Source organism: Sorangiineae bacterium MSr11367 (genome assembly GCA_037157805.1).
GTDB classification, from domain to species: domain Bacteria; phylum Myxococcota_A; class Polyangia; order Polyangiales; family Polyangiaceae; genus Pendulispora; species Pendulispora rubella.
Window position 1 is genome coordinate 11,495,183 of sequence record CP089983.1, and the last position, 15,732, is coordinate 11,510,914.

Annotated in this window: 13 protein-coding genes; 4 read left to right on the forward strand and 9 right to left on the reverse strand. The window is 66.2% G+C overall.

Annotation, left to right across the window (positions count from 1 at the left end):
- Nucleotides 1-43 precede the first annotated feature (43 nt).
- From LVJ94_44690 to LVJ94_44710, 5 genes are all read right to left on the reverse strand, one after another.
- Nucleotides 44-994 (reverse strand): diacylglycerol kinase family lipid kinase, encoded by a 951-nt coding sequence (locus LVJ94_44690; GenBank protein ID WXB03993.1) that lies wholly within the window; start codon nt 992-994, stop codon nt 44-46.
- Nucleotides 991-2,013 carry an NAD-dependent epimerase/dehydratase family protein gene (locus LVJ94_44695; GenBank protein WXB03994.1) on the reverse strand — a complete coding sequence of 341 codons (1,023 nt, stop codon included), beginning with the start codon at nt 2,011-2,013 and terminating at the stop codon, nt 991-993. Before LVJ94_44695 ends, LVJ94_44690 begins: the two co-directional genes overlap by 4 nt.
- Nucleotides 2,014-2,021: 8 nt before the next feature.
- A complete protein-coding gene (locus LVJ94_44700) occupies nt 2,022-6,692 on the reverse strand; it encodes an AMP-binding protein (GenBank protein WXB03995.1) in 4,671 nt (1,556 codons plus the stop codon).
- Nucleotides 6,693-7,174: 482 nt separating this feature from the next.
- On the reverse strand, nt 7,175-8,764 hold the full coding sequence (locus LVJ94_44705) for a nickel-dependent lactate racemase (GenBank protein WXB03996.1): 1,590 nt from the start codon (nt 8,762-8,764) through the stop codon (nt 7,175-7,177).
- Complete coding sequence (locus tag LVJ94_44710; GenBank protein ID WXB03997.1) at nt 8,749-9,456, reverse strand: HAD-IB family hydrolase; 708 nt, start codon at nt 9,454-9,456, stop codon at nt 8,749-8,751. The genes LVJ94_44705 and LVJ94_44710 overlap by 16 nt, the downstream gene beginning before the upstream one ends.
- Before the next feature lie 77 nt (nt 9,457-9,533).
- Between LVJ94_44710 and LVJ94_44715 the strand changes: the two genes are divergently transcribed.
- A complete protein-coding gene (locus LVJ94_44715) occupies nt 9,534-10,208 on the forward strand; it encodes an alpha/beta fold hydrolase (protein WXB03998.1) in 675 nt (224 codons plus the stop codon).
- Nucleotides 10,209-10,445: 237 nt separating this feature from the next.
- On the opposite strand, the gene LVJ94_44720 is transcribed toward LVJ94_44715, so the two are convergent.
- Together LVJ94_44720 and LVJ94_44725 are read right to left on the reverse strand one after the other, a co-directional pair.
- Entirely contained in the window at nt 10,446-11,201 is a 756-nt protein-coding gene (locus LVJ94_44720) for a lamin tail domain-containing protein (GenBank protein ID WXB03999.1), read from the reverse strand.
- 112 nt (nt 11,202-11,313) lie between these two features.
- Nucleotides 11,314-12,144, reverse strand: a complete 831-nt coding sequence (locus LVJ94_44725; GenBank protein WXB04000.1) for an endonuclease/exonuclease/phosphatase family protein — start codon at nt 12,142-12,144, stop codon at nt 11,314-11,316.
- Nucleotides 12,145-12,265: 121 nt separating this feature from the next.
- On the opposite strand from LVJ94_44725, the gene LVJ94_44730 reads away from it, so the two are divergent.
- Nucleotides 12,266-12,811: a hypothetical protein gene (locus tag LVJ94_44730; protein WXB04001.1), complete on the forward strand. Its 546-nt coding sequence runs from the start codon at nt 12,266-12,268 to the stop codon at nt 12,809-12,811.
- 163 nt (nt 12,812-12,974) lie between these two features.
- Here the strand turns inward: LVJ94_44730 and LVJ94_44735 are convergent, their stop codons facing one another.
- Nucleotides 12,975-13,373 (reverse strand): response regulator, encoded by a 399-nt coding sequence (locus tag LVJ94_44735; GenBank protein WXB04002.1) that lies wholly within the window; start codon nt 13,371-13,373, stop codon nt 12,975-12,977.
- A 171-nt stretch (nt 13,374-13,544) separates the two neighbouring features.
- On the opposite strand from LVJ94_44735, the gene LVJ94_44740 reads away from it, so the two are divergent.
- Complete coding sequence (locus tag LVJ94_44740) at nt 13,545-13,901, forward strand: biopolymer transporter ExbD (GenBank protein ID WXB04003.1); 357 nt, start codon at nt 13,545-13,547, stop codon at nt 13,899-13,901.
- Between the two features lie 3 nt (nt 13,902-13,904).
- Here the strand turns inward: LVJ94_44740 and LVJ94_44745 are convergent, their stop codons facing one another.
- Nucleotides 13,905-14,222 carry an FKBP-type peptidyl-prolyl cis-trans isomerase gene (locus tag LVJ94_44745; GenBank protein ID WXB10805.1) on the reverse strand — a complete coding sequence of 106 codons (318 nt, stop codon included), beginning with the start codon at nt 14,220-14,222 and terminating at the stop codon, nt 13,905-13,907.
- Between the two features lie 381 nt (nt 14,223-14,603).
- Between LVJ94_44745 and LVJ94_44750 the strand changes: the two genes are divergently transcribed.
- Nucleotides 14,604-15,716 carry a hypothetical protein gene (locus tag LVJ94_44750; GenBank protein WXB04004.1) on the forward strand — a complete coding sequence of 371 codons (1,113 nt, stop codon included), beginning with the start codon at nt 14,604-14,606 and terminating at the stop codon, nt 15,714-15,716.
- The last annotated feature ends 16 nt before the right edge of the window (nt 15,717-15,732 follow it).

Genomic DNA, 15,732 nt, shown 5'->3' on the forward strand with positions numbered 1-15,732 from the left:
GCGCAAGGCACCGAGGTAATATGCGACGGTGGGGCGAGAGTGCTCAGCAGCGCAAGGTGATCGCTTGCGGCCGCACTTCGATTTCGAGCGGCAACTGGCCCACGGGCTCGCCATCGAGATCGATGAGGAAGACGCTGCGTGCGTCTTCGTTTTCGAGGTCCACGAAAATCTTGTCGCAGGGCAAGTGCACGACGCCCGGCTTGCCCAAGTGCTCGCCTTGGTAAATCTTCTGCGAGGTCATCGCGAAGGCGAACTTCGACGGCCCGCCGATGGAGACCACCTCGAAGCGGCCATCGTCGATTTCGGCCATGGGCGCGACCTTCATGCCCGAGCCGAAATAGCGGCCGTTGCAGACGGCGAGCATGTAACTCGCGATGCGATGCTCCGAGGTCTCGCCGGCCCAGGAGAGGCTGGTGCGCAACCGGCCTTCGCGCGAGCGCGCCAACGCCTTCAAGGATGCGCCGAAGTACGCGGCTTTGCCGCCGAGCGCGCGGGAAGCCGTGGCCACGTACTGGTCCACGAGGCCGCCCATGCCCACGGAGAGAATGTTCACGAAGTAGCGCTCGCCGCGCGTACCGTCGTGCTTCGTGTAGCGCGCACGGCCGACGTCGACCTTGCGGGTGCGGCCGGAGGCGATGGCCTCGATGTAGCGGTCGAGCCGATGCTCGATGCCCAGCACGCGCAAGAGATCTCCACCGGTGCCTTGGCCGATGATGCCCACGGCCACGTGCTCACGGCGCGCGGGCTCGGCGGCGAGGACGCCGTTCACCACCTCGTTGAAGGTCCCGTCGCCGCCGACGGCGACGATGAGGGTCGCGCCGCCGTTGGCCGCACCGCGAGCGAGCTCGATGGCGTGCCCGGCGCGCTCGGTGAAGAGCGCATCGATGGGGCCGAGCGCCTTCTCGATGGTGCGCCGCATCGCGGGAAACGTCTGCCCGGCGCGACCGCCGCCGGCACGCGGATTCACCACGAGAACGGGACGCGGATCGCTCACGACGAGGCCACCCACGAGGAAGCCGGCCACACCACCCCGCGCTCGCGGAGATCTTCCACGGTGTCCGCGAGGGTCTTCTGCGGATCGCGCGCCTGGAACCCGAGCACGGTCTCGGCCCGCGTCGCGTCGACGTACCAGTAGTACTGCGCCATGTCCAAGCTCACCGGGTCGACCGCCACGTCGAGGCCCAGGCGCGAGGACACGCGGCCGAGCATCTCGGCGCCGCGCCGAGCGAACAGCGGCGCACGCGGTGTGGGCAGCCACGGCGCCTTCACGCCGGAGGCGCGCTCGAGCCGCTCGAAGAAGGCGCGCAGGGTCAGGTTGATCGCCGAAAGCAGGTACCGCTGACCGCCCTCGCCTTTTTCCATGGCCAAGCGCATGCCTTCGGCGGCATCGCGCGCATCGACGAAGGAGAGGCCGCCCGCGGGCACGGCGGGGATCTTCCGCTCGAGAAAGAGGCGCACGTCCTCCACCGACGAACCGCGCACGTCGCCCGGGCCGAGCAGCAACGTGGGGTTCACCGATACCACGGAAAATGCGCCCGGTGCGTGACGCTCGAGCGCCGCCTGTTCGGCGAACAGCTTGGAGCGGTAGTACGGCCATCGCGAGATGAGCCCGATGGGCGTCTCGTCTTCCTCACCGCCGACATGCTCGGGGTCGTCGCTGATCGCCACGGTGCCGCTGGTGGAGGCGTAGACGACCTTGCGAACCCCCGCCTCTTTGCAGGCGTCCAGCGTGATCTTGGTGCCGTCCACATGGAGACGGCGCAGCTCCTCGGCGTCCTCGGGCTTGCGCGACACCTTGCCGGCGCAATGGAAGAGGCCCTCGCAACCGGCGGCCGCATCGCGCACGCTCGCGGCATCGAGCACGTCCCCACGACGAACCGCGACCCCGAGTTGGGCGAGCGAAGGCTCGTCCTGGCGGCAGAGCGCCACCACCTCGTGCCCGTGGCGAAGCAACGACGTCACCAAGTGACGGCCGAGAAAACCGGTTGCACCCGTTACGAGATAGCGCGCCATGGTCGTCGTCAGGAAAGCTGGAAGGCCTTCTGGAAGGTGAAGAGCAGCGAGACGTCGTTCGATTTGACCGCGCCCGAGAGAAATTCGGCCGGCCCCGGCAGGTACGATTCACGCACGATGCGCGTGAAAATCTCGGGCGACGTCTTGAGGACGCAGTCGGCGGTGCCGCTTTCGGGCTTGCCCAGTTTGATGCGGCACGATGCACCGTCGATGTGCACCGTCCACTTGGCGAAGGCATCGCCGCCCAAGGTGAAATAGAAGGACACGGATTTGTCGACCTGCCCCGGGACGAAGCGCTCCTCCAGCTCGGAGAAGACGCCGACCAGGGGATGTTCGCGCTCCTTCTGGAGATCGCTCGCGGTGGAGCGCGCCAGGTCGAGCACCTTGCCATCGGAGAGCGCGAGCACGGCTTGACGGGCCAGCTTGGCGACCTCGCGGGCGGCGTCTTGGGCGGTCATGCCGGCGGTGAGCCGGCGCATGTCCGCCACGGTGAGCGGCGGGCCGATGCGCGCGACGATGTTGCGGCGCGTGGGCAGGAAGGCGCCCTTCTTCATCGACTCGAAAGTGCCGCCCAAATACACGGGGAGGATGTCCACCCCATGGGTGAGCGCGAGGTAGCCGACGATGGGCTTGAACTCGCCCACCTCGCCGGTGGTGCTGCGCGAGCCCTCCGGGAAGATGAGCACCGTGCGGCCGCGCTCGATGACGTCGGCGGCTTGACGGAGCCCCTGGCGAAGGCCGTTCTTGCGATCGAGCGCCTTCAGGTTGGTGAAGTTCTCGAAGAAGGCGCGCCGGAGGCCGCCCTCGAAGAAGTAGTCCTGCGCGGCGAGCGAGACCACGTCCTCGCCGTATTTGCCCAGGGCATGGCGCACGAAGCCCATGTCGAGGTGGCTCGAGTGGTTCGCCGCCACGATGGTGTTGCGGTTGTGCGGGATGAAGGCGCGGCCGGTGACCCGCGGCTGCATGACCTGGCCGTAAAAGGCGTCTTGCAGCCGGCCGATGACCGCCTTGGCCGACTCTTGCAACGCGGGCGGCAGCACCAGGGGCACGGGCGCGGGCTCGCTCTTCTCGATCTTCTTCGTGTCGCCCACGCCGGCCCGGCGCAGCGGCCCGGTGGTCGTCGTTTCGCCGGCGAGCTTCTCGAGGTCGCCCACCGTGCGGCAAGCCTGGAGGGCTACCGGATCGAGGGTGCTGCCCTTCGACTCGAGGGCCTCGAGCAGCTCGGTGAGCATCAGCGAATCGAACCCGAGATCGCCTTGAAGCGCCGCCTGCGGCGTCACCTCGGCGATGCTTCGCCCGCTCACGGCGACGATCGCCTGGCGCACGAAGCCCGCCGCCGCGGTGGCCTCGTCCGGCGGCGCGGTGGCGGCGATCATGCGGCGCAAAATCGCTTCGACCTCGCCCCGCTTGATCTTGCGCGTCGAGGTGCGCGGCAGCGGCGCATCGTAAAGGTGCACGATGGTGGGCTGCTGCCCGTACGGCAAGGTGGCAATCGCCTCGCGCAGCGAACGCATCGCGCGATCGAGGCGCACGGCGCGCAGGGCATCGTCATCCGGTGCGGGCACGGCGAGGCAAGCCACGCGCTCGCTGCCCTTCGACTCCACGCCCACGATGCAGAGCTCCGTCATGTACGCCACGGGCCCGAGGCGCCGCTCGACGTCCTCCGGGTACACATTTTCGCCCGTCGACGTGACGATGACGTCCTTCAGACGCCCCACGATCTCCAGGCGGCCCCGTCGATCGAGCTTGCCCAGGTCACCCGTGTGGAGCCACCCACCCTCGTCGATCACACGGGCCGTCGCTTCGGCGTCCGTGTAGCCGGCCATGACGTTGGGACCGCGCGCGATGACCTCGCCCACGCCGTGATCGTCGGGGTTGTCGATCTTGATCTCGACGCCCGGGATGGCCGTGCCCACCTGCCCCGCCGGCGAATTCGGCGACGACTTCGACACGGTGAGAACCGGCGCCGCCTCGGTGAGGCCGTAGCCCTCGGTGAGACGCAGGCCGAGACCCGAGAAGAGATCGTGCGTCTCCTTCGGAAGCGCGGCACCCCCGGAGATCAGCCATTTGATGTTGCCGCCCAGGGCCTGGTGCACCGGCCCAAAGAGGATGCGCCCCGCATCGACGCCGAGCGTTTTGCCCAGGAGCCGATTCAGCTCCGTGGCCCACTCGAAGGCGGTCTCCGCAAAGGCCCCCTGCGCGCGCACCTGGCTCAAAATGCGCCGCTCGAGCATCTGCCAGAGGGCCGGAACGCCGACCATCGCGGTCACGCGGCCCGACTTGAGCCCCGTCGAGAGCCGGTCGGCGTTGAGCTCGTCCAAGTACGCGATCTTCGCGCCGCGCGAGAGCGGCAGGAGCAAACCGCAGGTGAACTCGAACGTGTGGTGCAGCGGCAGAACGCTGAGCAGCCGGTCCCCGGCCTTGAGCGGGAAGATGGGCGCCAGTGCCGCAATCAGCGAGGTGAAGTTCGCATGCGAGAGCATCACGCCCTTGGGCGTACCCGTGGTGCCGCTGGTGTAGATCAGGCTCGCGATGTCGTCCGGCGTGATCTCCGGCCCGTCCTCGGCGGTGAGCACCTCGGCCTCGCCGTCGGCGCAGGCCTCGAACGATTCGTGCAGATTCCACACATCGAGCCCGTCGATGTCCAGCTCGCGATCGGCCAGTGCAAAGCGCGCGCGGCTTTCGGTGACGATGTTCGCCACCATGGCTGTCTCCAGGGCCGCATCCACCGGGACGGCCACCGCGCCCGCGCACAGGATCCCGAAGTAGCCGAACGCCCACGAGGGATCGTTCTTGCCCGTGAGGATGACCCGATCGCCTTTGCTCACGCCAGCGCGCACGAGGCGCCATGCCAGAGCCCGCACACGGTGATGGAGCTCGCGGTACGTGAGGCGCGAGAAGCCGTCGGCCTCGAGCCGCTGCAACGCGGGAAGCAGATCGTGCCGCTTGGCCATCTGGTCGAGCAACGTGACGAGCGTCTCGTGCGCGCGCAGCGGCTTGACCGGCCTTTTGAGCTTCTTCTCCATCTCGGGGAAGATCCACTTCTCGAGGCCGGGCATGTGGACCTTCATCATGTAGTCCGCCCAGTCGAGCGACTCGGGATGCCAGAGAAGCTTCGCGCGGTCCGCCTCGGTGAGGCGCGCGTAGGCGGCCCGCGTGTTCGAGCAGTCGAACGGCCCGTTATCCTCCGTGGTGAACGGGGCGTACAGCCGCATGATGTCCGCGATTTTTTGCTCGCGCGCCCGCACCTTGTCGAGAGATACCGACGCCGACTTGAGCGCGGGCACTTGCGCGAGCGCCTTGGAGAGGCCGCCCGCGGCCGACGCAAAGAACGGAGAGCTGAACGCCTCGAACTCCTTCATCGGCACCGCGGTGAGCTCCAGGTGCGATTGCAGGAAGTTGAAGAAGGGATTCCCCTTGCCGCGCCGCTGGTAGTACTTGCGCTTGTAAAGCCCGGTGAGCTCGCCGAAGCGCGCCGCGGTGCACGGATTCCGATCCGATGCGCCGTATTGGTACACGGCGGGATTGTTCCCCTCGAGGAGCTCCGCCAACGAGAGGATCATTCCCGAGGTGACCATATCGGTCGGGATGAAATCGAGCGGTGTCTCACGCGCGGGCGTCAGAACCTGACCCTGAATCGACATGTAGATGATCGGCACCGAGGTGCTGATGCCCTCGTTCCAACCAGGAAACGGAAAGCTCAACGTGGTTTCGCAGCACGCTGGACGGCCGATGGTGAAGGGCAGCCCCGAACGCGCGATGACCTGCTCGCCGATGCTCTTCGTGTAGGTGTAAATGTTCGGCCAGCCCCAATGGGAGGCGCGATCGTTGCCCGCCTCGACGAGGAGATCGCTGATGAACTTGCGCTTCACGCGCGCGAGCTCGTCTTCGAAGGCCGGGCCTTCGCTCGGCTCGCCGCGCTTCAACAGGTTCTTGCGCGCCTGCTCGGCGAACTCGCTCTGGCGGAAGGCGTCCTCGCAGCGATGCTTCGCTTGCGCAATGAGATCGAGGCACTCGGTGATCTCGCGCTCCGGATCCCAGAGCTCGGCCCCGAGCTCCTCGGCCCGGGGGAATGGGTACGTGCGCGGGTCGACTTCCTTGATGGGGCCCCGCCGCCTGCCCGCCACGTAGCAGGTGCTCGTATGGAAGAGAGGAGCGTCGCCGAGCGCCCGGGCCAGGGCAACCAGGTTTTGCGCACCGAAGGCGTTCGCATCGAGCGCTTCGTCGAGCGGCGGGTTGAAATCGACCACGCCCGCCACGTTGACCACCGCATCGATGGTGCCACGCAGTTCGCGCACCAGGGCGCCGTCGATGCCGCACTGCGGACGTCCGACGTCTCCATCGACGGGAACTACCTTTTCTCGCAAAAACGATTCAAAGCGACTGCCGTATCGCTCACGCAAAGGCGCGAGGGCGTCGGATGTGGCCACTTTGGACCAAAACCGCTCCTCGCTGGTCATCTCCTTGGACGACCGCACGAGAAGGAAAATCTTTCCAATCTCCGGGTAGCGGTCCAGGAGCATCACCCAAAAGACTTTGCCCAGGAAGCCCGTGCCACCCAGTACGAAGAAGCGGGCGCCATCGAAGAGCGCGGCTACGTCGAGCGGAGCGCGCTCGACCGACTCGACGTGGGTCGGTGTTATTCCGTTCTTGTAGGACTGCTCATTTTCGCTGTGCATACGGCGGCGGGGGTTGTCCTACAACACCCATTTCGGCCTGGCAACGCCGCACCGGACGCGCGCGTCATGGGTATCGGTGCAGGTGCGCCGCATCCGCCGCCTCGCGACGCCTCTCGTCCGCGTGCTCGTGCCCCTGCCCCTGCACGATCGTCCACGTTTTCCCGGGCACGGGAGCCGGGCGCGGGCATGGGCACGGGGGAAGAGAAAAGGATGCGGGTTGCATGCACCGGCGCGGTCATGCCGTGTGTGCCTCGCACTCCTCCGAGGTGTTCCGATCGGTCGAGCCCTCGATCCGAAAACAGATCCTCTCCCCCCCGTTTACGGCGAACTCGAATCCCGATTAAGTAGTCGGCATTCACGATTTGCGATTTCGTCACTTTTTACTCGAAGTGACCAATATCGCGACCATGGCCAGCACAGTGACCAGTTTGAATCGAACGTAAAATCCCGACGCGAGAAGCTGCGGGCTCGGCGCGCGATGCTCACGTGACGTCGGCGATGAGAATGGGTGCGTAGTGCATCAACGTGATTTCGGGAGAGGGCGGTGCCGTCTCCTTGGCCATGTCGATGGCGTCGGTCATGGTGCGCGCGGTCTCGTAGCCGAGTAGCTTGGGGATGTACTCGTTGTCGGCGCCGACGACGATGACGCGTCCGAGATGCTGCCGACCCGCCTCGCCCCAATACCACATGAAAAATGGGTGCGCAGGGTGATACGCATGCCCGGTGCGGTACATCTGAATGTACGCAGGGTTGGCCGCGAACTTCGCCTCGTAGCGTTTGTGGAGCTCCATGGCATCGCGCGTTTCGGGAAGGAGGTTGTGCACGAATTCGATGTAGGACGCGTGGTGGTCTTTATCGAATTGGTCGGTGCACGGGTGCGTGATGATGAGGGTCCCGCCCTTCTTCACCAGCGGCTTCCCGCGGTAGGAATTGAATAGGTAGCCCTGGGCCATCACCTGCACGAGCAATGGATTCAAAAATGAATTGACGTTGTACGGGCTAATATACGGAATACCGCTAACGAGGATATCCGCCTGCCCCTTCACCGGCACCGCGTACTGTTCGAAGCACTTGGCCAAGGTGTGCTCGTGCACCGCCTCCGTCTCCCCGGCGAACACGCCGGTGACGCCGTAGGGCGAGGGCACGCGATTGAAAATCGCCTGGCGCGCGGGCTGAGGGACTTTGGACAAGGTGAAGACGAGCGCCTTCATCGCCGCGCGCTCGGCCGGCGAGAGATCGTCCTCGTTCTTGGCGAGGAACTCGAGCGGCGTGTCGAACATGCGGTTGTTGATGGTCGTCTCGATGGTGAACACGTTGAGGGTCTTGTTCGTCAATCGCCCCATGCGCTCGACGCTCGTGTTCAGCGCGCTCGACTTCGGATCCATGTAACTATGGCAATCGCGCATAATGCGCGGATTGTGGTGCGCGCGCAGGCTCTTGTAGCCGCAGAGGCCGACGCTGACCGATTTGTGCCCGCCGTCCATGGGGACGAGGTTCAAATTGACGTAGATGAGGAGGTCCGCCTCGACGGCCTTCTTGTTGAGTTCGACGACCTCACCGTGATCGGTGACGCCGACCTCCTTCATTCCGTGCGGGTCCTCCGCGTCGTGGTTGTAGAGGCGGTCCGGGTAGTACGCGTTGAAGATGCGGTCGCCCACGATGTGGCGGATCTCGTTCGCGGTCATGCGGCGGTGCACGGCGGTGGCGATGATCATCTCCACGTCCTCGACGCCGTGGTCGGCGAGCATGCTCAAGACCACGGTGAGGACGCGCTCGCGCACGTCGGGGCGGCGCATCTGCGGCAGGGGAAGCGAGATGTCGTCGATGGCGATGACCACCTTCATGCCGGGGCGCAGGCGCGCATGCAGTGGATCGGTGCCGTACGGATGATTGAGCGCGTAGCGGATGGCCGCATCCACGTCCTTGAGCGGCGCCAGCGGCGAGCGCGGATAGATGACCCGCGTGCCCGGGGGCATGTCGACCTCGACGAGGCGATCGCCAGCGAAGATGGTGCGCGGGGCGCTCTTGCGATCGAGGGTGACGACGAGCGGATGACTCACGAATGCCTCCATGGAACGAGACGCGAAGTGCGGCGTGCATGCTTCGCCTCGAGAGAGATGACCGGCCAGCCGTACGTGTGCGCGAGGCGCTCGAGACGGCCATCGGGGTTCACGGCGGCGGGATGGCCCACCACCGACAACATCGGTACGTCGGAATAGCTGTCGGAATAAGCGAAGCAATGATCGAGATCGTGACCCGCAGCGCGCGCATGTTCGCGCACGAGCCGCGCTTTTTCCGGCCCCGCGACGACCGGACGCAGCAAGCGCCCGGTGGCGTAGCCGTCCTTGATCTCGAGCCGGTTGGCGATGACGTGCGTGGCGCCGAGGTAGTCGGCCAAAAGCTTCATCAAGAAGTCGAGCGCGCCGGAGACGAGCACCACGTCATGCCCCTGGTCGCGGCACTTGCGCACGAGATCGCGAGCCTCGGGGTAGAGGGCGGGCTTGAGGACCTTCTCGAAGGCCTCGTCGGCCAAGACGAGCAGTCGGTCTTGGCTCATGTCCTCGTAGACGGAAAAGAGCAGCTCGTTGAACGCGCGGCGGTCGCGCATTTCGGCGAGGATCATGCGCGGGCTCTGGATGGCGGCGCGCGCAAGTCGCCCGAGGCTGTGCACCGGCGTCTTCTGATTGAGCAGGTAGAAGACGGTCGGGTGAACGAGGTTGGTCCGCACCAGCGTCCCGTCTACATCGAAATAGCTTGCAGTCACGGCGCCGAGTTTCTCGCCCGCGCGCGCGGGGACGTCAATAGGGCTCGTGCCGGGCAGCGTGCGCTACAGTGCGGCGCATGACGGAGCCCGTACGCGAGGAGCGCAAGATTGACGTCGGGGACCAGGCGGTGACGGCGATTCGGTATGCCGCCGCGGCCCGGGAAAGAGCACGGCTCATTCTGGCGCATGGAGCGGGGGCGAATCAGCGGCATCCGTTCATGGTGCGAACGGCGCTGGCCCTGGCCGGGATGGGGGTGGGGGTGACGACCTTCAATTTTGGCTACACGGAACGCGGGCGCCGGGTGCCCGATCCCAAGGATGCGCTGGAACGCTGCTTTCGCGCGGTGCTTCAGGCCGAGGCCTCGGGCTCGCCGATTTTCCTGGGCGGAAAGTCGATGGGCGGCCGCATTGCCTCGCAGGTAGTGGCCGCGGGCGGGCTCGAGGTGGAGGTGCGTGGGCTCATCTTCCTGGGGTATCCGCTCCATCCGCCGAAGAAGCCGGCCCAGCTGCGGGTGGCGCACTGGCCCGAGGTGAAGGTGCCGCAGCTGTTCGTGCAGGGAACGCGCGACGCGTTCGGGACGGTGGAGGAGATCACGGTGCATCTGCCAAAATTGGGTGCGCCTGCAACGATTTTCCCCATCGAGCAAGGGGACCATTCGTTCGCGGTGCCGAAGAAGCTGGGCGTCCCGCAGGACGCGGTGTTCGCTCGCGCCTTCGAGGCGATGGCCACGTGGATGTTCGCGCAGCTCTAAACGCAAACGTCGATTGAATGTGGCCGGCTCGCAAGTCCCTTGCAGTCGAGCAGCGGCAGCGGGACAATCCCGGCGGGGCCGGTGCGTTGGTCCCTACCCAATACAAGGATCGCCAGACGAGATGGCGATCCTCTCCCCCTGGACCGCACATCGCGCCGGTCTCGCCGGGATTGTCCCGCTGCCGCGGTTCAAGCACCAGGTAGTTTCGAACCTGCTCGCCCAAATCGACAGCTACCTCTAGGGGTTCGCAGTGCCGGGCGTGGGGGTGCTGGTGAATTTCCAATCTGCGCTCGCCACATTGGTGTCGGTGCCGTTGGGCGCGCGGATCAATGAACCGGGCGTGTCGTTGTTGTCCTGCGCGGTCGTCTCCGTGCCCTCGGACAGGTTGCACGCATCGTTGTAGACGCCTTCGTAGGACAAGGAATCGATCACCTGGTGCGTGGTGCGATCGAGAATGGCCACGGCATCGCGCGGCCCGTTTTGGATCACCTTGGCGTCGATGGGTAGGAACCGCACCGGGACGCCCGCGTCGAACGTGTTCGTGCCGATGAGCAGGTAGCCACCGGCCGGCAGCGTGCCCGCGGGGGTCAAGTCGACGTGCTTGAGATCCGTGCGGTCGCCGCCATTGAAGAAGACCACCTCCAGCCCTTCGAGGCTGCGGTCCGCATTGCCTCGGTTGAGGATCTCGAGGAACTCCTGCTGCTCCTCGCTCCCCACGGAGTCGTAGTCGATCTCGTTGATGACCAGGTCTGGACTGGGCCCACTCGAGGGCGTGCACGTAAACAAGCCCCCCTCACCGGCATCGTTTCGCGAGTCCGCCCCCGTATCCGCGGGATTCGGATCGCCGGGGCCGGTGCCGCGGTCGGATTTGGCAGCCGCGTCGCCGTCGCCTTGATCGTCCAAGGAAGGCGTGACGCCGCTGGCGGCGCATGCCGCGAACGCAACCACCGTGACCAGGACGGCGAAGGTCGGAAGGGAGCGTGAACATCGCATGCGGAGACCTCGCGGGGACGCGGGTGGGGTGGTCCGGTGTGAGAAACTTACACCGAGGCCAACCATAGCGCGCAAGCTCTGCGATGCACGCAGGTAAAGTCTCGCGGGATCTTTACGTCGACAGCGTCGTGGTCACCCCGAAGTGATCGCTCGCGAAGACGCCATCGTGCGGCTCGCAGAAGCAGACCCGCGCCTCGAGCGGCTCGCCGCGTCCCTGTTCGTCGGGGCCGCGGACGAAGATGTAGTCGATGCGCCGATCCGGCTCGCGGGCGACCGCCGCGAACGGATTGGAGCGCACGAACGTCGCCCCCGCGCTCCCATCGCCCGCGACTCCGAAGGCGTCGGCGAAGTAGACGCTGGTGCCTCCAAGGGAGGTGCGGCCGCGCAGGAAGCGGATCTCGTCCGAATCCGGCTCGGCGTTGAAGTCGCCCATCAAGATGGGCGGAAAGCTTTGGTTGGGCGCGACGAGACCGCGAATCTGGTCCGTGATGTAGCGGACCTGCACCTCACGCACGTGGCCTTCGTCCAGCTTCCAATTGAGATGCGTGCAGAATACAGGCAGCGTACCGTACGGCGATTTGATCTCGGCGAAGAGCAAAGACCGATGTTCGTCGGTCTCGACGCGCGGGATGGGCAAGGCCATGGTGCGAAGGATGGGCCAGCGCGAGAGGATGGCATTGCCCATGGGGTACGGGCTCTCGACGTTGCGGCCGTAGCAGGTGGCGTAGTCGAACCCTTCCGCAATGGCGCGCGCTTGGTCGAAACCGAACTCGGTGGAGGCTTCTGCATCGCCCATGGCCGACGTCGGTTTGATCTGCACGACCTCCTGCAGACCGATGATGTCTGCATCGAGCGTGGCAAGTTCGTTGCGGATGGTGATGAGCCGCTTGTCCCAAGGCTCCATCCGATTCCAGATATTGAGGGTGACGATTCGCAATGACACGGCGGATCTTTCGAGTACGGGGGCGGCGCGCTTCCGTCAAGGCACGGCAGCCCCATCTTGCCCTGGAAGACGGATTTCGACGCGGGATCATGGCACGGACACTGCTCTCTTTTCGAGTGTCATGAACGCTCTCGAGGTCCATCGTCACGTTCGCGCAGCGCTCACTGCCGCAGACGAACTAAGCCGCCATGAACATGCCGAGCAGGCGGAACGCGCGTCGCAAACGCTGGCCGCGTTGCGCACCACCTTGGGTGGGATCGATCTTGCGCTAGGGCGTTCGCATCGAGCAAGCAACGAGTTGGTGGACGAGCTTCATACGCTGACCTTGAAGCTACGTCGGCTGCAAGAAGTCCACGACCGGGTGCACGTGAACCAGCTCCTCGACGAGGTTTCCGTGCTGGAAAAACGCCTTCGCGAGACCGCCGTGAGCCGCCCCTCCGCACCGAGTCCATTGCCGCTGGAAGGCCGCGCGAGCAGACCCGCGCAGCCTGCTGGCAAGCCGCGCGCGTCCCTTTTGGCGCGCCTGAGCCTCGGCCTCGTTCCCAATCGACCCCTGCGCGAACTGGCCCTCTGGCGCGTCCTCGGCCTCTGCGTCGTCTTCGTCGCCGCCACCGTGACGATGCTCGTCACCCGCCAACAACGCCAACGCCGCGACAGCACGCACTGAAGAGAAATTCACAGGAAGACGGGAAGACGGGAAGACGGGAAGGACTGACGGCACAGAGGGCGCGGAGCGCTTTTTTTTGAGGTTTCCAATGCGCCCAGTGGGCCGATTGGAAATCCCCAAAAACCCTTCCCGTCTTCCCGTCTTCCTGTGAATTCTCTCTCTCTTACGCGCGGAGAGCGCGGCGTTCGGAGATGGGGGCGAAGCGGGTCGGGATGACGATGCGGTCGATCAATTGGGTCAGGCTGCGCGGGTCGAAGATGCGCTCGGTGCTGGAGCCCGGACGGAGAACGGCGAAGTCGTGTCCACGGGCCGCGATGATCAGGTACGCGATTTTGGAGAGCGAGGCGCTTCGCATCAAGGTGGGGTAGAGCGCGGTGGCTTCGGGGATGGCGTCGGCCACGAAAATCATGTCGGGAAGACGGCCGGCGGCGCACAACAACTCGAGCGCCTCGTCGGCGCTGGCGGCCGAACAGACGACGTACCCAGAGGAACGCAGCCAGCGCGTAAGCCGCTCGCGCGCGGGGACATCGTGGTCCACGACCATCAAATAGGCACGCTTCACGCGAACCTCCTTCTCTCGTCTTCCTTGAATAGCAACCGACGTTCCGCGCACCCCCCAAGTGCGCGTGCAAGCACAAAAGTGCTCTTTTTCCCGCGCTATCGGGCTCTGCCTTGTGGCAAGCTGCTACGCTCCGCCCAACCAACCGTGCGCGCGCATGGTACAGGTGGGCCGATGCAGCGTCGCAACCGCTCCGGCCAACGAACACACGTGAGCCGTGTGCTCGCAGCCGCAGCGTGCGCGTTGATCGCGTGCGATGGCCCACGCAAACCGTCCTCGGTCGAAACGCCGGCCGATCCGGACGCGCTGCACGTCTACGTCGGACGCGATGGCGTGACCTTCGTTCAAGGCGAACCGCTCCTCACCGACGCCAAGATTCTCGCCCGCGCCGAGGAGTTTCACACGAAAAATCCGCACGGGCGCGTGGTGGTGCAATCCCACGAAGCCGCGGTCCACGGCCGCACGGTGCGGGTGATCGACCTCCTGAAGGAGGCCGATATCCAATACGTCGCCGTGGGCGTGCGTCGTTAGCGGCTAATCTCGAACGACGTCGACGAGCTCGATTTCGAAGACGAGGGTCGCGCTGGGGGGGATTTTCGGCGGGGAGCCCTGGCGGCCGTAGCCCAGTTCGGGTGGAACGGTGACCCTTCGCAGGCCGCCGACCTTCATGCCGGTGACCGCGGTGTCGAAGCCCTTGATGACGGCCCCGGTGCCAAGTTGAAACTCGAGCGGCGTGTCGCGGCGGCGGGAGCTGTCGAACTCCGTGCCGTCGGGCAGGGTGCCGACGTAGTGCACCTTCACGGTGTCGCCGCGCTGCGCTTCCTTGCCCGTGCCCGGCTTGATGTCCGACATGAGCAGCTTCGGACCGAGGGAGCGACCGGCCGACGACGCCTTTTTCGTCCCGGGGCCGCTGCCGCCGGCGGCCAGAGCCTCGTCGTTCGACGCGGTTTCCATCTCGCGGCAACGAATGCCGTCCCACTTCCAATTGTCGCCACAAATGGCGTCCGCCGTGGGGCCGATGAAGGGCGGCGGCGTGACCTCTCCCGAGGGCGGCGGCGGCGGGGGCGGCGGCGGCGAGGTGCCGTCCTGGTTCAGCGGCGTGGCATGCGCCCATTCGCGCGTGGCGCACGCCAGGGCAGGAACGGCGGCCAACACGACGCCGAGAACGAAAAGCTTACGCAAAACCATGAGAGCCGGGCCACTCTAGCGTGGATGCGTCGATTTGTTCTGCCAATGGTGATCCCGGCCGTCGCGATCGCCTCGGGCTGTGACAAAAGGGAGCGCCCGCCGCACCAAGAAACACCTTCTGGCGCCGCCGACCCCGTTTCCCCGGAGCGAATTGCCCGCATCCTCGGCAAGGACGCCGCGGCCTTCGTCGCGCCCGAGGAGCCTCCTCCCAACGCGGGGGACCTAAAGGGCGATCTCGAGCGCTTCACCCAGCTCGATGCGTGCGTCGCCGAGCGGGCAGCGGCGGTGGATCCGGTGTTGGGCGATGCGCTGCTCGGCATGGGTTACGACATGTTCGCGCGCGATGCCTGCCGGCTGCTCGAAGCCACCAAGACGCGGGATGCGCGCCGGTGTGCCCCCATCGAGGCAAGTTCGCTGCGCATGCGGTGCGAGGCCTTCGTGGCCATGGCCGCCGGAACGCCCGACGCTTGCCCGCTCGACGTTGGAGGCGATCGCTCCCGCGGCCGGGATGCCACGTGCGTGGCCATCGCCGCGCGCGATGTTCAGCTCTGCGCCGGTGAGACGCCGGCCAAGCGCGGCGCGTGCGAAGCGCTCGCGAGCGGCGACGAGAAGAAATGCGGCGAGGCCGATCGCCGCACGTGCGCGCGCACCGCCTCACGCTGGAAGACGATGCTCGCCGGTGCTTCCGCTTCACCGGCACCTGCGCTGCCAGCGCCCAAGGGCACCCTGACGATTCACGGCGCCGAGGGCACGGCCGATCCGCCCCAGGCCGTGACCGATCTGTCGCTCGACGTGGACCGCGGGATCGTCCTCACCCGCGAGATGGGCCAGGTTCGGTGGCGCGTGGGCTCGCTTCAGGAGCTCGGCGCCGTTCCGCATTCGGTCTCACCCGGCGCACGCCCGCACATCGGCTTCGAGCTCTCGATGGCCCGCGACCTACCCGGCGACGCAAAGGTCGAGCGGCTCCAGTTGGAGATCCCGGGTGGCATCGCCATCGTGGTGCCGCCCGTGCGTGCGTCGCTGAAGGCGCGCGTCACGCAGCTCGAACGACGCCGTGGCGGCGGGGCGCACTTCGTCGTGGAAGGTACGATCGGCAGCGCCCCGCGCGCGTATGCGGTGCACGTCGAGGTAACGACCTTCGTGAGGGACGTTTTTTAGCTCAGACTCCCCCGCC